Genomic DNA, 21,587 nt, shown 5'->3' with positions numbered 1-21,587 from the left:
TCGCGTCAGCCGACGCTCATCAGCGCGGGGCGGCGATGGCGCTGGGCCACCGCCTCGCCGAAGAAGCGCTCGACGCGCTCCAGCCCGCCGAGCAGGCCCTCGATGCCGGCGGCCGAAGGGCGGGGCTGGCCGGGCAGCCGGTGCAGCGCCTCGGCCATGTGCCCGGCATCCTCCGGCCCGCCCGTCGGCAGCATGAGGCGGGCGAGGCCCAGCTCCTCGGCGCGCGTCGCCCGGATCAGCTGCTCCAGCCGCGGATGCGTGCGCGGCACGATCAGCGCCGGCTTGTCGAAGGAGAGGATCTCGCAGAACGTGTTGTAGCCGCCCATCGTGACGAGGCCGGCCGCACCGTCCACCATGGCTTCCATATTGGTGTGGAAGTTGATCGCCTGGATGCGGTCGAGCCGCGCGATGCGGTCGCGAAAGCCGTAGCGCTCGTCGGCGGCGAGGAACGGGCCGAAGACGATCCGCGCGGGCAGAGGAAGCGTCGCGTCCGCCTCGTAGGCGCTGAGCAGCCAGTCGATCATGACCGCGCCGTCGTTGCCGCCGCCGGCGGTGACGAGGAGATAGGGCTCCGCATTGCCCTCCGGCGCATCCGCGAACTCGCCGAGCGCGCGGCGCAGATAGCCGCTGTAGCGCGTCTTGGCGATCGTCTTCTCGGAGAGGCCGACGCCCGCCAGCGGATCGTAGACCTCGCGCGGGCCGTAGACCCAGACCTCGTCGTAGAGATGGTCGACCGCCTCGATGGCGCCCTTGCGCTCCCATTCGTCGCGCAGGCGCTCGGGCTCGTCCATGATCTCGCGCAGGCCGAGAATGTTGCGCGTGCCCGTGCCTTTGAGGTGGATCAGCGTGTCGCGCACCTCGCCGCGCAGGCCGAGCGGCTCCTTGTCGACCAGGAACACGTCCGGCTGGTAGCGCCGCGCGGTCTCCAGGATGATGACGGAGCGGATCTCCATCAGCTCCTCGGTGGTGACGCCGAGCGCGGTCGGCGCATAGGTGTTGTTGTCGAGCTTCACGATGCCGGGCACGCGGATGAAGTCCACGCGCGGATGGAGATCGAAGGAGCCGACGACGGGCGAGCCCGAGATGATGAGGACCGAGAGATCCTCGTGCACGGTGGAGAGATGGTTGGCGATCGTCTGGCAGCGCCGGAGATGCCCGAGCCCATAGGAGTCGTGGCTGTAGATGAGAAGCCGCTTGCCGGTCATCCGAAAGGTCATCCGTTGGCCATGCGCGGCGGCCCGTGGCCGGCGGCGGTCATTCCTGCGCGTCTTCGCACCTGCATCCTATCCCGCCAAAGCCCGAATTTTGCAAGCCGAGGGGAAGTGAACCTTCCTTCATGTCCTCAGACCTTGATCAAATGCCTGTCGAAGCACAGATTCTCGTGAACGGCCTTGCCCCTGTCGCAAGGCGCCCGACGAGGGTCCGCCATGACCACGCTGAAGGAATTCGAGGAAGCTCTGCGCAGCGACGGCAACGAGGCCGCGCTGGCGATCCTGCAGGTGCTGAAGGACCGCGACAAGGCCAAGCGCCGCACCGCGCCGGCCCGCCGCGTCACGGGCAAGAAGATGACGTCCGAACTCGCCCGCCGCATCCTGGAGCTTCACGGCGGAACGCGGATGACTCAGCAGGAGATCGCCTTCAAGCTCGGCGTCAACCAGGGCCGCGTGAACGAGGTGATCAAGCGCGGCAAATGGCTGACGGACGATCCGCTGGCGCCGGAAGCCGTCCTTCGCGACCGCGCGCTGGCGCGCCTTGCGAAATCCAAGAGCCCGCCCGCCCGGAGCGCCGGCCGGGTCGGGACGAAGAGCGCCGCGAGCCGCCCGCCTCCATCGGCCGGAGCCCCGATGCAGCTCTCCCTCGGCGATTTCTGACCCGTTCATTGGAACGTCAAGCCGATCGAAAAGCGAGGCCTTCCAGAACCTTCTTCCTCGCCCATGCGGGGAGAGGTGCCGGCAGGCGGTGAGGGGTATGCGGCCGGGAAGATCGAGCCATGGCGGCGGATCGAGCGATTGTGTTCGCCGAATTTTGCCTATTCCTTTCGAGGTATGAAGCCTTGGCCCCCTCATCCCCTGCCGGACCTTCTCCCCGGAGGGGAGAAGAAAGCAGCTTCAGGGGTCTCGCTCCTTCTGCAAAAGCATCGACCGCGAATGCGCCGCGTTGACGCGCTCCGCCGGGCTGCCCTATCCCCTCCTTCATGCCGAGCCAGATGAAGCCATCCATGACGACCGTTCGTTCGAAGGACCCGGCCGAGGTCCTGCGCGATGTCTTCGGGCACGCCGCCTTTCGCGGGCAGCAGGAGGACGTGGTGCGCCATGTGACGGCGGGGGGCGACGCGGTCGTTCTCTTCCCGACCGGGGCGGGCAAGTCCATGTGCTATCAGGTGCCGGCGATCTGCCGGCCGGGCGTCGGCATCGTCGTCTCGCCGCTGATCGCGCTGATGCGCGACCAGGTGGAGGCGCTGCGCCAGGCCGGCGTCGCCGCCGCCGCGCTGAATTCCTCCGTCTCGCCCGACGAGGCCGCGGAGGTGCGCCGGCAGATCGCGGCCGGAACGCTCGATCTTCTCTACGTCGCGCCCGAGCGCGCCTCGACGCCGGGCTTCCGCCGCATGATGCAGGAGGCCGAGGTCTCGCTGATCGCGATCGACGAGGCCCATTGCGTCAGCCAGTGGGGCCACGACTTCCGCCCGGACTACCGCGATCTCGCCAGTCTCGGCGCGCTCTTTCCGGGCGTGCCGCGCATCGCGCTGACCGCCACCGCCGATCCCGCGACGCGCGCCGACATCGTCGAGCGCCTGGAATTGACGCAGGCGCGCGCCTTCACCTCGAGCTTCGACCGGCCGAACATTCATTACGCGATCGTCGAGCGCGACAATGCCCGCCAGCAGCTTCTGGCCTTTCTCTCGCAGCACAAGGGCGAGAGCGGCATCGTCTACTGCCTGTCCCGCGCCAAGGTGGAGGAGACGGCCGAATGGCTGGCCGGCCACGGCCTGCCCGCGCTGCCCTACCATGCCGGCATGGACGCCGCCCGCCGCAGCGCCAACCAGGATGCGTTCCTGAAGGACGACTGGTGCTGTCTCGTCGCGACCACCGCCTTCGGCATGGGCATCGACAAGCCCGACGTGCGCTACGTCGCGCATATGGACCTGCCCTCCTCGATCGAGGCCTACTACCAGGAGACCGGCCGCGCGGGCCGCGACGGCCAGCCCTCCGAGGCCTGGATGAGCTACGGCATGGGCGACGTCGTCCAGCGCCGCCGCATGATCGACGAGGGCAATGCGCCCGAAGAGGTCAAGCGCGTCGAGCGCGGCAAGCTGACCTCGCTTCTCGGCCTCTGCGAGACGACCGACTGCCGGCGCCGGGTCATCCTCTCCTATTTCGGCGAGGACCTCGCGGAGGCTTGCGGAAACTGCGACACCTGCCGCTCGCCGGTCGCCAGCTGGGACGGCACGGAGGCCGCGATCAAGGCCATGGCCGCGGTCTACCGCACGGGCGAGCGCTTCGGCGGCGGGCATGTCATCGACGTGCTTCTCGGCAAGCCGACCGAGAAGGTCCTGCGCTTCGGACACGAGTCGCAGGCCGTGTTCGGGCAAGGGAAGGATCACGACGCCAAGGTCTGGCAGTCCGTCCTGCGTCAGCTCACATCGAGCGGCCTGCTTCTGGTCGATCACGAGGCGCATGGCGCGCTGAAGCTCGGCGAGGGCGCGCGCGAGGTCTTCCGCGGCGAACGGCGCATCACCTTGCGCAAGGACCGCACGCGCAAGGCGACCGAGCGCCAGCGCGGCAGCGCTTCCAATGCTCTCGACGACCTGCCGGAGGAGGCGCACGGCCTGTTCCAGGCGCTGCGGGCCGAGCGCACGCGGATCGCCAGGGAGCAGGGCGTTCCGCCCTACGTCGTCTTCCAGGATGCGACGCTGAAGGCCATGGCGACCAGACGCCCGACCTCGCTGGGCGCGATGATGGCGCTGCCCGGCATCGGCCAGGCCAAGCTCGACCGGTACGGCGAGGCGTTTCTGGCGGTGCTGCGCGGGGCGGAATAGGGGGATCTCGGGAAGTTGCGCTTTATGGCGCCGCCCTCTGTCCTGCCGGACATCTCCCCCTCAAGGGGGGAGATCAGGTTGATTTCTACCGTCGCAAACTCGATCTGACCGCAAAGCTGCCGATCTCTCTCCTTGCGGGGGAGATGTCCGGCAGGACAGAGGGCGGCGCCTCGCGCCGATGTCCGTCCCCGTCTTCAGGCCCCGCTCAAACCCGCGCCGGCGCCTCGTTCAGCGTCAGCGACAAGCCGGTCCGCCCCGCGATCGTCCCCGGGAACACCAGCCGCGCTTCGGCTTCGATCCGCGCGATCTCGGCGTCGTAGCGCATGTGGGCGTGGTGGAAGAGGACCAGCCGCCGGGCGCCCGCGAGCTGGCAGAGGCGCACGCCTTCCTCCCAGGTGGAGTGTCCGTAGCCGCGGAACTTCGTCATTTCCGCTTCCGTGTAGCTCGTGTCGTAGAAGACGATGTCGGCGCCCTCGATGAGGCCGAGAACCGTCTCGTCCGTCCGGCCCTCGACATGCTCGGTGTCGGTGACATAGGCCACCGCCCGGCCGGCATGTTCGACGCGGTAGCCGACGGCGCCGTTCGGATGGTTGAGCCGCCCCGTCTTCACCGTGACGCCCGCGCCGGGTGCGAGCACGTCGCCGGGGGAGAAGCTGCGATAGTCGACCTCGGCGGCGAAGATCTTCGGCGTGATCGGCAGGAAGGGCGCGCGCATGAAGTCCTCGATCGTCTCCATGCAGGAGCGCCCGTCCAGCATGTGGCCGGCGGAGATCGAGACGCGGGCGCCCGGCCTGTAGAGCGGCAGGAAGAAGGGCAGGCCCATGATGTGATCGTAATGGACGTGGCTGAAGAAGAGATCGGCCTCCAGCTCGCCGAGCGTCGCCATGGAGCGGCCGAGCGGCACGAGGCCCGTGCCGGCGTCGAAGATGAGCCGGCGCCCGCCGACGCGCATTTCCACGCAGCAGGTTTCGGTGCCGTAGGCCACCTGTCCGTTGCCGCAGCCGGGCAGCGTGCCCCGCGCGCCCCAGACGCGGATGTCGAAGGCCGGAGGCGCCTCGTCGATCATGCGCGCGCGAAGCCTGCCGCCGGGCGAAGGCAAGGCCTCGCCGGGATCGTGAGGGACGGCCGCAGGCGGCCGGGCGGGCGGTTCCTCAATGGGGTCCGTTGCGCCCCTCGGCGGCGACGAGCTCGGCCGTCGTGCGGCTGAGGCGGAAGCCGAGTTCGCGCAGCATGGCGATGCCCATCGCGGGGAAGCTCGTCAGAAGCTCGGCGAAGCACTGCTTGTCGACGCGCAAGGCGGTCAGATCCGAGGTCGCCTCCACGGTCGCCGTTCTTGGCACGTCGCAGAGGATGGCGATCTCGCCGACGAAGTCGGTCTCGCCGACCTCGGCCAGATCGATCGGCCCGCCCGGCGTCGTCACGAAGACGCGCGCCTTGCCGCTGAGAATGACATAGGCACTGTCGCCCGCCTGACCCTGCTCGAACAGCATCTCGTTCGCCTTGTACCGCACGACCTGCGAGGTGAAGGCGAGGAGCTTCAGCTTCGAGGCGTCGATGCCCGAGAAGAGCGGAACGCGCTTCAGGATGTCGACCTCGTTCTTCAGAAGGCTCATGGCGCTGTCGAACTCCGCGAGAGAGATGTCTGACCAGACGAGCCTAGTCGGATTGTTCGATCGGGATCAATCCTCGGGCTCGATGAAACGACGATGACACGTCATACAGTATGACAAAACGTGGGGATCGGTCGCTGCCGTCGCAAGCCACTGGCATCGGGCGCCTTGTGGCGCCGAACCCGGTCAGACCGCGACCTGGCCCGGCGGCGCGTTCGCCGTCTCGCCCGCGGCCGGTTCCTCGGCGACGCTCGTCGCCTCGGCCGTGCGCCGCTCGGCGTCCTCGTGTCTCGCTTCCGCGGCCTCCGGTCCCGCCTCCTCGATCTCCGGCACGGGCTGCTCGCCCGGCCTGAAATCGGAGACGACGCGACCGTTGTCGAACTCGACGATGCGCTCGAAAAGCTCGGCGAGCTGCGGATTGGCGAGCACCCAGAACGTGCCGAAGCCCTCCGTTCCCGCCGGCTTCCACGCGAGCGTTCCCTCCACGATGCGCCGTTGCGTGTCGGAATCCAGAGCCGAGAGGCCGCGATTGACGATGAGATAGTCCGGCGCCTTCAGGAGCGCGCGGGCGAGCGAGAGCTTCTGCTGCTGGCCGAGCGAGAGGCGCTTGGCGCCCGCGCCGATGTCGTAGGCCAGCCCCGCCTCCTGCACCACCGCGGACAGGCCGAGATCGTCGAGACCCTTGACCAGCATGCCCTCGACCGCGTCCGTCGCATTGGCGAGATCGTAGGCGATGCGGCCGAAGAGGACGTTGTCCTGGATGCTGGCGGCCGGATTGAAGGTGTCGGCATCGTGGAAGACGATGACGGCATCCAGCTCCTCGGGAATTTCCTCGCGGAAGAGCCGCCGCGTTTCCACGACCTTCTCCATGAAGGCCTCGTCGACGAGGCCGAGGCGCTGGCGCGGCTCGGCATAGCCGAGCGCGAGGCGGATCAGCGCGACGCGCTCGGCTTGGCCGACATCGTCGAAGCGCTTGCCGGCCGCGCGCAACAGGACCTGACGGTAGTCGCCGAGCTCTTCCGGCGTCATGATCGTCAGGCGCTGGAGCAGGGGATTGCCGGGCTCGAGATCGCCGAAGAGATCGATCATCTCCGCCGCGATGTCGCGGCCCATCTCGTAGAGGATTTCGGCCAAGCCCGTGGCGCGGAGCGTCTTGCGCGAATGGTCGTGCACGTAGAACTGCGCCAGCCCGACGCGCGGATCGCGCGGCGCGCCGAAGACGATGTTCTCCATGATCGTGGCGTTGTGAATGTAGCGGTCGGGATCGAAGGCCTCGACATAGGCGTCCATCCCCGCCTCCGAGAGCCGGTCGCGGAAGGCATGGCGAGCCGAGAGGATGGTCTCGGCCGCCTCCTCCTGCATCTCGGCGGGCACGCGGGCGCGAAGCCCGAAGAGCTGCACGTCCCGCTCGAAGACGACGAGGCGCAGGATCTCGGCGATGCGCGGCCCGAGATCGGAGGCGCCGCCGAGGCCGATCGCCTCGAAGTCGATCCACTCGTCGCTCGGGTCGAGAAGCGTGTTGCCGGAGCGGATCGTCTCGTGGCGCGCCAGATCGCTGGTGCGCGTCTTCTTCCTGTCGGCTTCGCCGATCGGATGGCGCTTCAGCCCGTAGAGAAGCGCCTCGCGCAGCGAGGTGCGCGGGAAGTAGGTGGCTGCGTCAACATAGCCGAGGCGCCGGCCCGTCACCGCCTCCGACAGCTCGATCAGAGGCTTGCCCGCGAGCATGACCTGTCCCGTGGTCGGCCGGCGCAGGCGTGCCAGCACCTCCGCGACATGCTCGCCGCCGCTCCCGGCCGGACCGATCGCCGCGACGCGCTCGCCGAGCGGCAGGTCGAGCGTCACCTGCTCGACGAGCCGCCCGTCGCTCTCGTCGAGCAGGCCGAGGCCGGAGAGCGCGAAGGCGCCGACGAGTGGCGCGACGCGGTCCGGGGTCGGCGCCTGGAGGCTGGCATCGGCGACGTCGTCGATGTCGAACTGCTCGACGACCTGATCGTACTTCACCTGCACGTCGAGCCGGATCTGGTCCCAGTCGATGAGGTCCTTCAGCGGCGAGGGCAGCTCCTTGTAGGCCGCGATGACGGCGACGAGCTGGCCGATGTCGAGCTGTCCGGTGATCGCGAAATAGCCGCCGAAGAGGTAGAAGATGAAGGGCGTCACCTGGGACAGGAAGTTGTTCAGGAACTTCACCAGGAACTTCCACTGGTAGATGTCGAAGCGGATCAGGAAGATCTGCCCGAGCTCGGCGGCGACGCCGGCGCGCTCCCAGTTGGACGTGTCGTTGGTGTGGACGCTGGAAATGCCCTCGACGATCTCGCCGACGCGGCCGGCGAACTGGCGCGCGGTCAGCTGCCGCTGGCGGCCGAGCACCAGGAGCCGGCGCCGCATGCGCGGGATGATGACGACCTGGATGCCCATGACGCTGAGCGCGACGAGGCCGAGCGTCATCGACTGAACGAAGATGAAGACGATCGCGGTCAGCACCTGGCTGATCAGGTAGACCGGCGTGACGAAGGCGTCGCCGATGAAGCCGCCGATCGGCTCCAGCTCGTCCTTGATCATGGAGGCGATCTCGGGCGAGCGCAGCTGGCGGAAGCGCTGGATGGGAAAGCGCAGGACGAGGTCCACGAACTCGTAGCGCATGCGCCGCAGCATGCGCTCGCCGAGCCGGCCCTTGAACGTGTTGATGTAGTACTTGAACCCGCCATTGATGATGACGAGGGCCAGGAACAGGCCGGACAGGACGAAGAGCGCGTGGAAGCGGTTGAAGTCGAAGCCGTGGAAGAGAACGAGCTCGTCCGCCGAGGAGACGAAGTCCGGCACGGGGATGGAGAGGCTGAGGAAATTCTGCGTCGCGCCGTTGCCGGCCTCGAAGCCCTCGCCCTGGATCGGCCCGTTGACGATCAGCTTGGGCAGGTTGAGCGAGGCGAAGAGCGGGACGATCGACAGGACGACGACGACCAGCATCCAGATCTGTTCGCGCCGGGTGTGCTTCCAGGCATATTGGTAGAGGGTGACGGCCATGCTGAACGTGCGCCTGGAAGAGGTCGATGGGCGAGCTTAGAGTTTGTCGGGGATCAGTGGAAACCGGTTATCCCGAAAAGACAAACGACAAAAAGGAAAGCCGGAGTCCGGCGGGTTCAGGATGAACCCGGCAGGCTCCCGTGGATCCGATCGAAAATCGCACGCGCGACGCGCCGGGGCGCCGGCCGAGGCAAAAAGAAGCGGGACGCGATCGGTTCGCGCGGGTGCATAGCAGGTTCCGGCGGCTTTGTATCGCCTGTGCCGGGGCGCCGTCTTCGCCGGACCTGGCCGGGACGTTGCCGCTTCTGTGATTTGCGGCCGGGCCTGCTCGCGCGCATCTCTTCCCATGACGACGTCGCGCCTCTCGATCCGAGGCGACGGTCCTGCCCCCCGACTGCTCCTCGAAGGAGACCGCCATGACCCGCCCGTCCCGCATCTCGAAGCTGCGACTGGCAGCGCCTCTCGCCCTCGCCGCGCTTCTGGCGGGCGGCGGCGGCCTACTCATGTCGCGTCTTCCGGCCGTCGCGGCGGAGGCGGCGGTCGTGATCCCCGCGCCGGGCCTCGACGAGGCCTCGGCCGCCAAGGGCCTGAAGATCGCTCGCTTCGCCGGCGGCTGCTTCTGGGGCGTCCAGGGCGTGTTCCAGCATGTGAAGGGCGTCGAGAAGGCCGTCTCCGGCTATGCCGGCGGCGACGAGGACGCCGCGACCTACGAGGCGGTCTCGACCGGCGCCACAGGCCATGCCGAGACGGTGGAAGTGACCTATGATCCCAAGGAGGTCAGCTACGGCAAGCTGCTCCAGGTCTTCTTCTCCGTCGCGCACGACCCGACGACGCTGAACAGCCAGGGACCCGACCACGGCACGCAGTACCGCTCCGCCGTCTTCCCGCTCGATGCCGAGCAGAAGGCGATCGCCGACCGCTACATCGCCGAACTCGACAAGACGGGCGCCTTCGGGGCCAAGATCGTGACGACGACCTCGGCCGTGCCGGCCTTCTACCCCGCCGAGGCCTATCATCAGGATTTCCTGACGCTGAACCCGACCTACCCCTACATCGTCTACAACGACCTGCCGAAGATCGAGAATCTGAAGAAGGTCTTCCCCGCCCTCTATCGCGAGACGCCCGTCCTGGTCTCCGCCGCCAAGAGCTGAGGGCGGCGAGCCTCCCGAAGCGTCCGGGCCGGGACGGCCTTGCCTTGAACAGCGCCCGTCCCGCCCGCTAAGACGGGATGGCCGAGCGGGAGGGCGAGACATGGCGGGACCCAGAATCACGATCACCTACTGCACGCAGTGCCAATGGCTGCTGCGGGCGGGATGGATGGCGCAGGAGCTGCTCTCCACCTTCGGGCCCGATCTCGGCGAGGTCGCGCTGATCCCCGGAACCGGCGGCATTTTCGAGATCCACTACGAGGGCGGCCTGATCTGGGACCGCAAGGCCGATGGCGGCTTTCCCGAGGCGAAGGTCCTGAAGCAGCGCGTGCGCGACCGCCTGGACCCCGACCGCGACCTCGGCCACAACGACCGCTGAAACGCCGGACGCCGCGCCTTCGGGAAAGCGCGGCGTTTCTGGTCGTGTCGGCGGGCTCGATCAGCGCGCGATGTAGACGACGCGCCGGTCGGCATTGTCGACGATGTAGGGGCGGCCCTCGCTGTAGAAATACGAGTAGCCGTCATAGCCCGCGACGGGGCGAAGCTGAGCCTCGGCCGGCACGACGTAGCCGTTCTCGATCCGGCCCTCCAGAACGATTTCGTCGGCGCGGTTGTCGCGCACATAGCCGATCAGCTCGTCCGGCAGCGCGTCGTCGGAGACGGCGGCCGTGGTCGTCTCGATCGCCACGACCGAGCGGTCGTCGGCCCGCACGATCACCGGGCGGTTGTCCGCGTCGTAGAAGTAGACATAGTCGGGATCGTTCGGCACGGGCACCAGCTCGACCGTTTCCGGCACGATGTAGCCCTGCGAGATGCGGCCTTCGAGCACGACGCCCGGGCGCGGGTTGGACACGACATATTCGCGCACCGTGGCCGGCGTCTCGACGGCGACGATCAGTCCGGCATCCGGGCCGCTCCAATCGATGATGACGGTCTGGGCCGAAGCCGCGCCCGAGAGGAAGGCGGCGGCAGCCGAGGCGATGAGAAGTCTGCGCATGGGTGGTCTCCGGTAACGTGGCTGTGACCCTTCGCCCGACCAACCCATAAGACGGACGAAGGGTTCCCCGGAGAGCGCGCTCAGCCGATCTCGATGCGCAGCCGGTCGGGATAGAAGGCGACGTGGCCGGCAATGGCCGCGACCTCGGCTTTCGGCGAATCATAGGCCCAGGCCGCGTTTTCCGAAGCGCGCCCGGCCGCCGAGATCGTCCAGTAGCGCGCCGCGCCCTTGTGCGGGCAGGTCGTGTGGTGGTCCGTCGGAATGAAGAACTCCGTCGCCACATGCTCGCGCGGCACGTAGACCACCGCAGGGCGGTCTCCCTCCTTGAGGAGAAGCGCCTCGTTCGTCGTCGCGACGATCACGTCGCCGAAAAGAACGTTCACCGGCCGCGTCTCGCGCTCGATGGTGATGTAGGGCGTGCCACTGTCCCGTGCTGCGCTCATCGTTCCGTCTCCTTGCCATATCCTGAACATGGACAAGCGACGCGGCCGCCGGCTTGTTCCGAAGCGCGTTCCGGCGAAACGTCGCAAATCGGGCAGACGTGTGGGGTTCGCGGGTGCAAGGGCTGGAGTCCCGACGAGACGCAAGCGAGAGACGAGACGATGCGAGCCCAGCCGAAGGCCTCCCACTTCATCGACGGCGCGTATCTGGAGGACGCGGCCGGCGCCGCCTTCGAGAGCACCTATCCCGCGACCGGCGAGACGATCGCCAAGCTCCACGGCGCGACGACCGAGATCGTCGAGACGGCGGTCGCCGCGGCCCGCCGGGCGCAGAAGGCCTGGGCGGCACGGAGCGGGGCCGAACGCGGACGCGTCCTCATGCGCGCCGCCGAGATCATCCGGGCGCGCAATCGCGAGCTTTCGGAGCTGGAGACGCTCGACACGGGCAAGCCGCTGTCGGAAACGCTGGTCGCGGACGCAGCCTCCGGCGCCGACTGTCTCGACTATTTCGGGCGCCTGTCCGGCGACATTCGCGGCGACTACATCGATCTCGGCGGCCCGTTCGCGTACACGCGCCGCGAGCCGCTCGGCGTGTGCCTCGGCATCGGCGCCTGGAACTATCCGATCCAGATCGCCTGCTGGAAGGCCGCGCCCGCGCTCGCCTGCGGCAATGCCATGATCTTCAAGCCCTCCGAGGTCACGCCGCTCTCGGCGCTGAAGCTCGCCGAGATCCTGATCGAGGCGGGTCTGCCCGCCGGCGTCTTCAACGTCGTCCAGGGCCGGGGCGAGGTCGGGGCCGCGCTCGCCGAGCATCGCAATGTCGCCAAGGTCTCCGTCACCGGCTCGATCGCGACGGGCGCCAAGGTCATGCGCTCGGCCGGCACCGGGCCGAAGCCGGTCACGCTCGAACTCGGCGGCAAGTCGCCGATCCTCGTCTTCGCCGACGCCGATCTCGACGCCGCCGTGTCCGGCGCGATCCTCGGCAACTTCTACTCCGCCGGCCAGATCTGCTCGAACGGCACGCGCGTTTTCGTCGAGCGCTCCGTGCGCGCCGCCTTCGTGGAGAAGCTGGTGGAGCGCACCCGCGCGCTGAAGCTCGGCGATCCGATGGACGAGGCGACCGAGATGGGCCCGCTTGTCTCCCGCCCGCAATACGACCGCGTCCTCGCCTATCTCGAAACCGGCAAGGCGGAGGGCGCCCGGCTCGAGATCGGCGGCGGCCCGGCCAAGGTAGAGGCCTTCCCGCAGGGGCTCTTCGTCGAGCCCACCGTCTTCACCGGCGTCACCGACGAGATGGTGATCGCCCGCGAGGAAATCTTCGGCCCCGTCCTTTCCGTGCTCGACTTCGACGCCGAGGACGAGGCGGTGGCGCGGGCCAATGCGTCCGAGATGGGCCTTGCCGCCGGCGTCTTCACCCGCGACATCGAGCGGAGCCACCGGGTGGCGGCGGCGCTGGAGGCCGGCATCGTCTGGATCAACGCCTATAATCTGACGCCGGTCGAGATTCCCTTCGGCGGCGCCAAGCGCTCCGGCTTCGGCCGCGAAAACGGCCGGGCGGCGCTGGAACACTACAGCCAGTCGAAATCGGTCTATGTCGAAATGGCCCGCCGCGACGTCTGACGCTGAAAAAGGGACCGCAGCCGGTCTTGCGGGGGCCGGGAGCGGTCCCACATGAAGCGGGCACGGCGGGGACGACCCCGCCCAAGTGCCGTCTGATCAATCGGGACGACCCGGCCACTCGCAAAGGAGGGCCGTCATGCCCTGGATCTTTCTGACCGTCGCAGGCCTTCTCGAAATCCTCTGGGCCTTCACGATGAAGCAGTCCGACGGGTTCACCCGTCTTTGGCCGACGGCGATCACGCTCGTCGCCATGATCGGCAGCTTCGGCCTTCTCTCGCTCGCCATGAAAAGCCTGCCGCTCGGCACGGCCTACACGATCTGGACCGGCATCGGCGCGGTCGGCGCCTTTCTCGTCGGCATCTTCGTGCTCGGGGAGGCGGCGACGCCGATGCGGCTTCTCGCGGCCGCGCTGATCCTCTCCGGGCTGGTGCTGATGAAGCTCTCCTCCGGCGCGTGAGGGCCCCGGTCGCTTGACTTTTCGCCGGCCTGACGGTTTGGCTGGCGGCAGGGCAGGGGGCATGGGACAAGCGTGGCACGAGGCGATCCGACCGCTGAAGGAAGACGCCGCGAGCTCGTTTTCGCGCTCCAGGCGGTGGCCGGCGGAGACCGCGAGGCCCTTCGCGACATCTACGAGCGCACGGGGGCGAAACTATTCGGCGTGTGCCTCCGTATCTTGGGGAGCAGGGAAGAGGCCGAAGACGTGTTGCAGGATGTCTACCTCACGGTTTGGAACAAGGCGCACAGCTTCGACGCCCAGCGGGCGAGCCCGATCACCTGGCTTGCCACGATCGCCCGCAACCGCGCGATCGACCGCCGCCGCAGCACCGCCCCGCGCCTCGCGGACCGCCCGATGGAGGACGCCTTCCAGGTTCCCGACCTCGGCCCCGACGCGCTGGACGCGTTGGAGAGCGGCGACGAGGCCCGCCGTCTGAAGGACTGCCTCGGTCAGCTGGAGCCCCGGACCCGCGATGCGATCGTCTCGGCCTTCTATGGCGGGCGCACCTACGAGGACCTCGCCGAAACCGGCGGACAGCCGCTCGGCACGGTGAAGAGCACGATCCGCCGGGGTCTGATCCGCCTGCGCGGGTGCCTCGAGACATGAGCGACCCCCGCGACTCCCACGATCACGCTCCTCGCGAGGACGCCGATCTGCGCGCCGCCGAACTGGCGCTCGGGCTGCTCTCGGGCACCGAGCGGCGCGACGCCGAGCGGCTGCAGCGCCTCGACGCCGGCTTTGGCGCGCGTGTCGCGCAATGGGACGAGCGCCTGTCGCCGCTTCTCTCCGGCATCGCGCCGGTCGAGCCGCCCGCGGCCCTCTGGGAGGGCATCGAGCGCGATCTGTCGCGCATGACGCGCACCGTCGCGCCGCGCGCCGTCGATCCCCGCCGGGGCTTGGTGCCGGCTTTCTGGCGCCCCTTCGCGCTCGGCGCCACCGCCTTCTTCGCGGCGAGCCTCGCCTGCATCGCCATCCTCTCCGTTCCCGAGCCCGCGCCGCAGCCGATGACAGCGTCGATCGTGGGAGAGGGCAGCGTTCCGCTCTACACGGCCGTCGTCTATCCCGGCCGGGAAGGGGCGACGCTGATCCCCGTGACGACCGCCTCCGCCCCCGGCCATTCGCACGAGCTCTGGATCATCGCGCCCGGCGACGCGCCCCATTCACTCGGCGTGATGAAGCCGGGCACGCTGCGCATCGAGATCGCGCCGGAGCTTCTGTCGAGGGGCGGCGTCCTCGCCATCTCGCTGGAGCCGATCGGCGGCTCGCCGACCGGCCAGCCCACCGGCCCCGTCGTCGCCAAAGGCGAACTCAGCCGCATCTGACCGAGCACCGAGCCCGGCGTCGTCCCTCCGTCGATAAGCCGGCTCATCGACGTCTGCCTTCGCCTTTCGACACCGGGTCGTGCGGACGCCCATGGCGCGGCGCCGGACCCTTCGATAGAAGGGAGACACCGATGACCAAGCTCTTCTCCGCCCTCTTCATCCTTCTCATGGCGATCCAGGTCATCCGGCCCTTCGGCCTTCCCGGCCTGCGCCGCCGCGGCGACGCCTGGAAACTCGCCATGGCCGCCCTCGTCGTCTTCGGCATTACGACGCTGATCCGGCCTTGAATCCAGCGGCAGGCCGCTCGCGTCGCCGCATTTTTTTCCGGTGTGGTCTCGGGGGCGGGAGGCCTGAGATGATTGGAAATCGTTTGTTTGCTTCCAGAGACCGGAAATCGAAATATTCCGTCTGGGTCGTGGCTCTATAGATGAAGAAGAGCTTCTAGTTCGTCTTCACTGGAAGATGCTGAAGCTGCCTTCCGGTCGAACCATCAAGCCATCATCCTGGAACCTTGAGCGAAGCGCCCGTTCGGTCGCGCGTTTTCTATCCGTTGTAGACGACGGAAACCTTGTTCCCTGCGGGATCGCGCATGTATGCGGCGTACCAGTTCGGCCCGTAATGGGGCCGTGGATCGGGCTTTCCCTCGTCGGTCCCGCCATTGGCCATGGCAGCCTCGTAGAAGGCATCCACTTCCGACACGGATTTCACCATGAAACCGACCATCTGGCCGTTTCCGGCGGTCGATGGCTGGCCGTCGAAAGGCTTGCAGACCCACAGGACGAACCCTTCGCCTTTTCCCCCTTCGGAATAGGCGCGCCATCCCGGGAAATCGGCATGCTTGCTCCATCCTATCGTCGCCAGGGCAGCGTCCCAGAAGTCATTCGACTTGGCAGGGTCGATGGCTCCGACCGTTGCGTAAACGCTCATGTTTACTCCCACGCAGAATGATTCTCCGGTCAGGATGATAAAGCCGACAAAGAACATATCAAGAACAAACTTGTCGGGGATTGCCGGCGAGAACCGTCGTCCTATCCCGTTTCCGAAACGACTGGCCTTTGGCCCACCGCGTCTGCTTTCGCCCGCGGTGAATGATGCGCCGCCGTCTTGGATGGGTTTGCCGCCCGCCCGCCTCGCATCCAAGACTCCATCCCCTCCCGACCCGATTTGAATGTCCGCGGCGCGTGGTGTAGAGCGGGCGATCACGGACCCGGCCGGGCCCGGGCGCCTTGGTGCGCCCCGCGCGGCGGGTCCGTCCGGGATCACCGGGCGCTCCAGCGAAGGCTTGCCGCATCGACGTGGCCGAGGTCGGGCGGCGCCCCAGGCGCAAGGCAGGACCCATGGACCGTATTCGCATCAAGGGCGGCAACACGCTGAACGGGACGATCCCGATCTCCGGCGCCAAGAACGCAGCTCTCCCGCTGATGATCGCCTCGCTCCTGACGGACGACACGCTGACGCTGGAAAACGTGCCGCATCTGGCGGATGTGGAGCAGCTCATCCGCATCCTCGGCAATCATGGCGTCGACTACACCGTTTCGGGCAAGCGCCTCTCCTCGACGCCCGCCAGCGGGCGCACGATCCACTTCACCGCCCGCACCATCATCGACACGACCGCCCCTTACGAGCTGGTCTCGAAGATGCGCGCGAGCTTCTGGGTCATCGGCCCGCTTCTGGCGCGCATGCACAAGGCCAAGGTCTCGCTGCCCGGCGGCTGCGCCATCGGCACGCGGCCGGTCGATCTCTTCATCGACGGCCTGCGCGCGCTCGGCGCGACCATGGAGATCGAGGCCGGCTACATCATCGCGGAGGCCAAGGGCGGCCTCGTCGGCAACCGCTACGTCTTCCCCAAGGTCTCGGTCGGCGCGACGCATGTGATGATGATGGCGGCCTCGCTGGCCAAGGGCGAGACCGTCATCGAAAACGCCGCGCGCGAGCCGGAAGTGGTCGATCTCGCCACCTGCCTCAACGCGATGGGCGCGAAGATCTCCGGCGCGGGCACGCCGACCATCACGATCCAGGGCGTCACCGCGCTCTCCGGCGCGCGCCACCGCGTCCTGCCCGACCGCATCGAGACCGGCACCTATGCCATGGCCGTCGCCATGACCGGCGGCGACGTGGTGCTGGAGCAGACGAGCGCCGATCTCCTGACCTCGGCCTTCAACGTCCTGCGCGAGGCGGGCGCCGAGGTGACGCCGGTGCCGAACGGGGTGCGGATCGTGCGCAACGGCGGCGGTATCCATCCCGTCGACGTCGTCACCGATCCCTTCCCCGGCTTCCCCACCGATCTCCAGGCCCAGTTCATGGCGCTGATGACCATGGCGTCCGGCGTCTCGCACATCACCGAGACGATCTTCGAAAACCGCTTCATGCACGTTCAGGAGCTTGCCCGGCTCGGCGCGAAGATCCAGCTCTCCGGCCAGGTGGCGCGCGTCGAGGGCGTCTCGCGGCTCGCCGGCGCGCAGGTCATGGCGACGGACCTTCGCGCCTCGGTCTCCCTCGTCATCGCCGGTCTCGTCGCGGAGGGCGAGACGACGGTGAACCGTGTCTACCATCTCGACCGCGGCTTCGAGCGCCTGGAGGAGAAGCTCGTCGCCTGCGGCGCCGAGGTCGAACGCATTTCCGGCTGATCGATTCTCGCGCCGGAACATGCCGGCAAGAGGCTCGGGCGCCGCTCGGGCTCCGGTGCATCCCGCCACCGGGAATGCCTCGGAGTCGCGCTTCACCCCTCGGGTCCTATGTCCGCCTGATCGATCCGAAACCGGCGACGCCTTGCTTTTTCGGCGAAGACGTCGGATGGAAGGCCGAATCCAGAAAGATCATCCGCGCTCGGCGAGGGCGGATGGCGTCTTGCGTTCGAGAATGCAGGACCATCGCAATTCCCCGGTTTCGATCCGTCGAAGGCGGGGCCACCGAAATGACGATGAGGGCCGCGACTTTCCGCGGCGTCGACGCAAGCGCTCGCCGAACCCGGCCGGAGCGCACCGTCAGAAGGACCGACGACACGCATGGCGAAAGAAGAAGTTCTCGAATTCCCGGGCCTCGTGACCGAACTGTTGCCCAATGCGACCTTCCGCATCAAGCTCGAGAACGACCACGAGATCATCGCACACACGGCCGGCCGCATGCGCAAGAATCGCATCCGCGTCCTGACCGGCGACAAGGTGCTGGTCGAGATGACCCCCTACGATCTCTCCAAGGGTCGCATCACCTACCGCTTCAAGTAAGCGCTCCCTGATCGGCGCCGCACGTCCGCGCGACCTGCGACGCCGCTTCGACCTTCCCTGAACTGACGCATCGGTCCGCTCGGCATCTCACCGGCATCGATGTCGTAGGACGAGACCCCATGCGCCAGACGCGTCATCTCGTGCTCGCGTCCGGGTCCCCCCGGCGGCTGGAGCTTCTGCAGCAGGCCGGCATCGAGCCCGAGCGCCTGCTCCCGGCCGACGTGGACGAGACGCCCGAACGCTCCGAACATCCCCGCTCGCTCGCCAAGCGCCTGTCCCAGCTGAAGGCCGAGACCGCCGCCTCCATCCTCGCCGAGCGCGGGGAGGCCGAGGGGCGGCTGGTTCTGGGCGCCGACACGGTCGTCTCCGTCGGCCGGCAGATCCTGCCGAAGGCCGAGCTGGTGGACGATGCCGTCGCGAACCTGCGCATTCTTTCCGGCCGCACGCACCGCGTCCACACCGGCCTCTGCCTGATCGGGCCGCAGGGCCGGCTGCGCCAGAAGCTGGTCGAGACGCGCGTGCGCTTCAAGCGGCTGTCGCGGGAGGATATCGAGAGCTACGTCGCATCCGGCGAATGGCGGGGCAAGGCGGGCGGCTACGCGATCCAGGGCCTGGCCGGCAGCTTCGTCGTGCGCCTCGTCGGCTCCTACACCAATGTGGTCGGCCTGCCGCTCTACGAGGCCATCGCCCTCATCGGCGGCGAAGGCTACGACATCCACCGCCAGTGGCGCGACCCGGCCCTCCCGCCGCCGAAGGTCTGACGTCGCGCGTCCGCTAGGGGTTTGTCAGGGATAAGCGGGAGCCGGTCAGCCCGAAAAGACGAACGATAACGAAGGAATCGAGCGTCCGTCTGGTTCGGTAAAAACCTGACAGACTCTCGAAGGCCCGAGGAGCCGTCGGCCTCGGCCGTGTTTTCAAAAGGCGCGGTGAAACATTTGAGGACGTGAGCGATTGGGAGCGGAGCGCGTTCGCGGCCCATGTGGGGCGGCAACCGCCGGCGCGACCACCATCGCCTCGACCAAATCCCGGAGACCTGCCGATGCCGGCCAGCGTGACGCCGCTTCGCCCCAAGCGCCAATGCCCGGAATGCGGAAAGCCGTCGGATCGCGCGGCCTTTCCGTTCTGTTCGCCGCGCTGCAAGTCGGTGGATCTGCACCGCTGGCTGACCGGCGCCTACGTCATTCCCGGCCCGCCCGACGAGGCGGGCAGCGAGGACGATCCCGAGCGGTAGGCCTAGACATCACATCCGAGGAGCATCGGACGGTCAGCGGATACCAAAGATTTCGCTGTCGCCGGCGAGCAGCGTCGGCGTGGTCGCCTCGGTGCCCACCATCCGCTTCGAGAGCGCCTGCGTTCCGCGCAGGTTCTCCACGGCGAGGCGCAGATCGCCGTCGCAAAGATCGTCTTCGCCCGCCGCGATCCCGAGCGCTTTCAACGCGGTCTCCACGTCCAGCGCAAGCAATCGATCGTCCCATGTCGAAGAGCGTTGCATCGAGTGAACCTCCCCTGCTCGCGCTGTGATCAAACGAGCATGCCGCAGCGGGAGGCGGGCCGTCTATATCGATTGTTAAGATTTGCGGCGATCGCAGCCCATTCGGACGCCGAAATGAGTGGCCGCGAAGCGAGCGTTCGTTCCGCCTGGAAAATGGAACGGGAAACAGGCCGATCCGGCGTCCTCGGACGCCGAACGACAGGTGGAAAGCCGAATAAATCTAGAGAGTTGAGAAAAAAGGAGTCGGGCCGGGCCCGAGATCGGGAGCCGCGGCCGAATCACCTACTTCTTCAACGAGCCGACCACGAGATCGGCGCCGTCCTCGATCGCGACCCAGTGCTGAGGAGCGGTCGGGTCCTGGCGTTTGACGAACGTGTAGGGCGTGTCGCGCCACAGCTTCACCTGCGAGCTGAGATTGTCGAGCACGTAGTCGCCGCGGGTCGTTCGAAGGGTCAGAACCGCATGGCCTTCGCCGTTTCGCTTGCGCACGACCGTCATCAGGAGATCGGACTTCGCGATGCCGATCGCGCGGAGCGAGCGAAGCTTCAGGAGGGCGTAGTCCTCGCAGTCGCCGGCCTCGATCGGATAGGTCCAGCGCTCCTCGACGCCGTAGAGTTCGAAGTCCGAGCTTGGCCGGATCACCTTGTTGATGGAGAGATTGATTTCAGCGACGAGACCGAGAAGCGGCTCGGTGATCGCGACGGGATCGGCCGCGTTCGGCGTGTCGGCTTGGCAATCGGCAGGTTGATCGATGCAGAACAGATGATGGCCGATAGGTGATGTCGTCCTGGCGCCCACGACCATGAAGTCGTCGCGAGCACTGGCGGCAGACACTGCCCCAAAGAAACTCAATGCGCACAGCAAACCGGCACAGACTGCACGGTAATTCCGCATTTTCGACCCCCGCCATCAGGCTCTGATCTTGTCTCGGGGTCGATGGTCGTTGCAGTGCGGAATTCTGTCAACGGCATGTCGGGACGTTTGCTTGTCGCGTGTCGGCCTCGCATCAGGTTCGGGGCGCCATCCCCCGCGTCGTCCGGCCTCCGCGCCGCTCGAAGTCTGGCCGGTTTCCCTGAAAATGCGAGAGTTTTAGCCGCGACCGGGCCGATATGAAGGTTGCGTGACAATTTGAACACACGGGCGCGACATTTCGGATTCGGTCGGATCGCGCGGGAACCAAACGCTCGCGGCCTATCGCGCGCCTTCGACGAGACCTCTGAGGGCGGCGTCCATGCGGTCGAGGTCGGTCGGCCGCGAGAGGCGGTGATCGCCGTCACGCACCAGCGTCAGAACCACGCCTTCGGACGGAAGGCAGGAGACGAGATCGAGCGCATGGCGATAGGGCACGTCCGCGTCCGCCATGCCTTGGATGATGTGGACCGGGCATCCCGTCTCGATGAGCCCGTCCATCACGAGATTGCGCCGGCCATCCTCGATGAGGGCGCGCGTGTAGATCGTGGGCTCCGGCCCGTAGGGCGAGGGCTCCGTGCAGAAGCCGAGCGTCTCGAGGTCGCGGCGCTGGTCCTCGCGAAGCTTGGGCTCGACCAATCGCTTCGTGAAATCCGGCGCGGGCGCGAGCAGGAGAAGACCGGACAGGCTTTGCCCGAGGCCCCGCGCGCGTCGGCGCTGCGCGAGGCGAAGCGCGATCCAGGCGCCCATGGAGGAGCCCGCGAGAATCACCTGCCGGCCGGGCAGGCGATCGGCCACCGCCTCCGCCTCGTCGGTCCAGCGCGTGATCGTTCCGTCCTCGAAGGCGCCGGAAGAGGAGCCGTGACCGGAATAATCGAAGCGGCAGAAGGTGAGGTCGAGCGCGCCTGCGGTCGCATCGAGCCGCTCGGCCTTCGCGCCGTGCATGTCCGAGCCGTATCCGCCGAGCCAGAGGAGGCTTGTCTCTCCGCGCGCCGTCAGGAGATGGGCGATGGACCGCGCGTCGCCGGCCTCGCCGACCGTCAGGAAGGCCGGAGCGGCGCGCTCGGCGCCCGTTTCCGAGACGCCGGCGGGGAGGGCAGGATCGATTCTTGACGTCATGGCGTGAAAATCCAATCCCATCGTGCTATATTGACATATGCCGCGCTTCGGATCAGCGCTGCCGCCTTGCCCTGCGTCACCTCGAAGAGGTCTGCCGGGCGGGCCGGCGACGGGGTCCTGAGTCGAAACCCGATGGGCTCCGCAGCGGCTTGG

At 67.7% G+C, this 21,587-nt stretch carries 23 protein-coding genes; 13 read left to right on the top strand and 10 right to left on the bottom strand.

The window, feature by feature from the left end; all coding sequences use genetic code 11:
- Window positions 1-5: 5 nt before the first annotated feature.
- Window positions 6-1,205, bottom strand: a complete 1,200-nt coding sequence (locus tag ASG62_RS09905) for a glycosyltransferase family protein (protein WP_056688531.1) — start codon at window positions 1,203-1,205, stop codon at window positions 6-8.
- 222 nt (window positions 1,206-1,427) lie between these two features.
- On the opposite strand from ASG62_RS09905, the gene ASG62_RS09900 reads away from it, so the two are divergent.
- Both ASG62_RS09900 and recQ read left to right on the top strand, forming a co-directional pair.
- The gene (locus ASG62_RS09900; protein ID WP_056688528.1) at window positions 1,428-1,871 is read left to right on the top strand and encodes a hypothetical protein; all 444 of its coding nucleotides are present in this window, start codon (window positions 1,428-1,430) and stop codon (window positions 1,869-1,871) included.
- A gap of 347 nt (window positions 1,872-2,218) precedes the next feature.
- Entirely contained in the window at window positions 2,219-4,036 is a 1,818-nt protein-coding gene (recQ, locus tag ASG62_RS09895; protein WP_057180370.1) for a DNA helicase RecQ, read from the top strand.
- Between the two features lie 205 nt (window positions 4,037-4,241).
- Here the strand turns inward: recQ and ASG62_RS09890 are convergent, their stop codons facing one another.
- From ASG62_RS09890 to ASG62_RS09880, 3 genes are all read right to left on the bottom strand, one after another.
- The gene (locus ASG62_RS09890) at window positions 4,242-5,102 is read right to left on the bottom strand and encodes an MBL fold metallo-hydrolase (RefSeq protein WP_057180389.1); all 861 of its coding nucleotides are present in this window, start codon (window positions 5,100-5,102) and stop codon (window positions 4,242-4,244) included.
- Between the two features lie 85 nt (window positions 5,103-5,187).
- Window positions 5,188-5,649, bottom strand: coding sequence for a cyclic nucleotide-binding domain-containing protein (locus tag ASG62_RS09885; RefSeq protein WP_056688525.1), 462 nt, complete (start codon window positions 5,647-5,649; stop codon window positions 5,188-5,190).
- Window positions 5,650-5,832: 183 nt separating this feature from the next.
- Entirely contained in the window at window positions 5,833-8,667 is a 2,835-nt protein-coding gene (locus ASG62_RS09880) for an ABC transporter transmembrane domain-containing protein (RefSeq protein WP_056688522.1), read from the bottom strand.
- A gap of 416 nt (window positions 8,668-9,083) precedes the next feature.
- Here ASG62_RS09880 and msrA point away from each other — a divergent pair, with 416 nt between their 5' ends.
- Together msrA and ASG62_RS09870 are read left to right on the top strand one after the other, a co-directional pair.
- The gene (gene msrA / locus ASG62_RS09875; protein ID WP_056688519.1) at window positions 9,084-9,818 is read left to right on the top strand and encodes a peptide-methionine (S)-S-oxide reductase MsrA; all 735 of its coding nucleotides are present in this window, start codon (window positions 9,084-9,086) and stop codon (window positions 9,816-9,818) included.
- 100 nt (window positions 9,819-9,918) lie between these two features.
- Entirely contained in the window at window positions 9,919-10,194 is a 276-nt protein-coding gene (locus tag ASG62_RS09870; protein ID WP_056688516.1) for a SelT/SelW/SelH family protein, read from the top strand.
- Between the two features lie 60 nt (window positions 10,195-10,254).
- Here ASG62_RS09870 and ASG62_RS09865 read toward each other — a convergent pair whose 3' ends face one another.
- Window positions 10,255-10,812: a DUF1236 domain-containing protein gene (locus tag ASG62_RS09865; RefSeq protein ID WP_056688513.1), complete on the bottom strand. Its 558-nt coding sequence runs from the start codon at window positions 10,810-10,812 to the stop codon at window positions 10,255-10,257.
- Window positions 10,813-10,892: 80 nt separating this feature from the next.
- On the bottom strand, window positions 10,893-11,255 hold the full coding sequence (locus ASG62_RS09860) for a DUF427 domain-containing protein (protein WP_056688510.1): 363 nt from the start codon (window positions 11,253-11,255) through the stop codon (window positions 10,893-10,895).
- A 159-nt stretch (window positions 11,256-11,414) separates the two neighbouring features.
- Between ASG62_RS09860 and betB the strand changes: the two genes are divergently transcribed.
- From betB to ASG62_RS27180, 5 genes are all read left to right on the top strand, one after another.
- Complete coding sequence (gene betB / locus ASG62_RS09855) at window positions 11,415-12,872, top strand: betaine-aldehyde dehydrogenase (protein ID WP_056688508.1); 1,458 nt, start codon at window positions 11,415-11,417, stop codon at window positions 12,870-12,872.
- A gap of 136 nt (window positions 12,873-13,008) precedes the next feature.
- Window positions 13,009-13,329 (top strand): DMT family transporter, encoded by a 321-nt coding sequence (locus tag ASG62_RS09850; RefSeq protein WP_056688505.1) that lies wholly within the window; start codon window positions 13,009-13,011, stop codon window positions 13,327-13,329.
- Window positions 13,330-13,401: 72 nt separating this feature from the next.
- Window positions 13,402-13,974 carry a sigma-70 family RNA polymerase sigma factor gene (locus ASG62_RS09845; protein WP_056688502.1) on the top strand — a complete coding sequence of 191 codons (573 nt, stop codon included), beginning with the start codon at window positions 13,402-13,404 and terminating at the stop codon, window positions 13,972-13,974.
- On the top strand, window positions 13,971-14,690 hold the full coding sequence (locus tag ASG62_RS09840) for an anti-sigma factor domain-containing protein (protein WP_056688499.1): 720 nt from the start codon (window positions 13,971-13,973) through the stop codon (window positions 14,688-14,690). The genes ASG62_RS09845 and ASG62_RS09840 overlap by 4 nt, the downstream gene beginning before the upstream one ends.
- 131 nt (window positions 14,691-14,821) lie before the next feature.
- Entirely contained in the window at window positions 14,822-14,977 is a 156-nt protein-coding gene (locus ASG62_RS27180; protein ID WP_164470461.1) for a hypothetical protein, read from the top strand.
- 256 nt (window positions 14,978-15,233) lie between these two features.
- On the opposite strand, the gene ASG62_RS09835 is transcribed toward ASG62_RS27180, so the two are convergent.
- Window positions 15,234-15,617 (bottom strand): VOC family protein, encoded by a 384-nt coding sequence (locus ASG62_RS09835; RefSeq protein WP_056688496.1) that lies wholly within the window; start codon window positions 15,615-15,617, stop codon window positions 15,234-15,236.
- A 410-nt stretch (window positions 15,618-16,027) separates the two neighbouring features.
- Here ASG62_RS09835 and murA point away from each other — a divergent pair, with 410 nt between their 5' ends.
- The 4 genes from murA (at window position 16,028) to yacG (ending at window position 19,145) form a co-directional block, all read left to right on the top strand.
- Window positions 16,028-17,317 carry a UDP-N-acetylglucosamine 1-carboxyvinyltransferase gene (gene murA, locus ASG62_RS09830; protein ID WP_056688493.1) on the top strand — a complete coding sequence of 430 codons (1,290 nt, stop codon included), beginning with the start codon at window positions 16,028-16,030 and terminating at the stop codon, window positions 17,315-17,317.
- 378 nt (window positions 17,318-17,695) lie between these two features.
- Window positions 17,696-17,914 (top strand): translation initiation factor IF-1, encoded by a 219-nt coding sequence (gene infA, locus ASG62_RS09825; protein WP_056509387.1) that lies wholly within the window; start codon window positions 17,696-17,698, stop codon window positions 17,912-17,914.
- 119 nt (window positions 17,915-18,033) lie between these two features.
- Window positions 18,034-18,675 (top strand): Maf-like protein, encoded by a 642-nt coding sequence (locus ASG62_RS09820; RefSeq protein WP_056688490.1) that lies wholly within the window; start codon window positions 18,034-18,036, stop codon window positions 18,673-18,675.
- A 278-nt stretch (window positions 18,676-18,953) separates the two neighbouring features.
- Window positions 18,954-19,145: a DNA gyrase inhibitor YacG gene (yacG, locus tag ASG62_RS09815; protein WP_056688487.1), complete on the top strand. Its 192-nt coding sequence runs from the start codon at window positions 18,954-18,956 to the stop codon at window positions 19,143-19,145.
- 33 nt (window positions 19,146-19,178) lie between these two features.
- Here the strand turns inward: yacG and ASG62_RS09810 are convergent, their stop codons facing one another.
- The 3 genes from ASG62_RS09810 to ASG62_RS09800 form a co-directional block, all read right to left on the bottom strand.
- On the bottom strand, window positions 19,179-19,376 hold the full coding sequence (locus ASG62_RS09810; protein ID WP_056688484.1) for a hypothetical protein: 198 nt from the start codon (window positions 19,374-19,376) through the stop codon (window positions 19,179-19,181).
- Window positions 19,377-19,688: 312 nt separating this feature from the next.
- A complete protein-coding gene (locus ASG62_RS09805) occupies window positions 19,689-20,210 on the bottom strand; it encodes a transglutaminase-like cysteine peptidase (RefSeq protein ID WP_244487433.1) in 522 nt (173 codons plus the stop codon).
- A 387-nt stretch (window positions 20,211-20,597) separates the two neighbouring features.
- On the bottom strand, window positions 20,598-21,434 hold the full coding sequence (locus ASG62_RS09800; RefSeq protein WP_056688471.1) for an alpha/beta hydrolase: 837 nt from the start codon (window positions 21,432-21,434) through the stop codon (window positions 20,598-20,600).
- Between the last annotated feature and the right edge of the window lie 153 nt (window positions 21,435-21,587).

The sequence above is a fragment of the Aureimonas sp. Leaf427 genome (assembly GCF_001425485.1).
In the GTDB taxonomy this organism is placed as follows: Bacteria; Pseudomonadota; Alphaproteobacteria; order Rhizobiales; family Rhizobiaceae; genus Plantimonas.
This window is presented reverse-complemented; position numbering and strand designations above follow the sequence as displayed.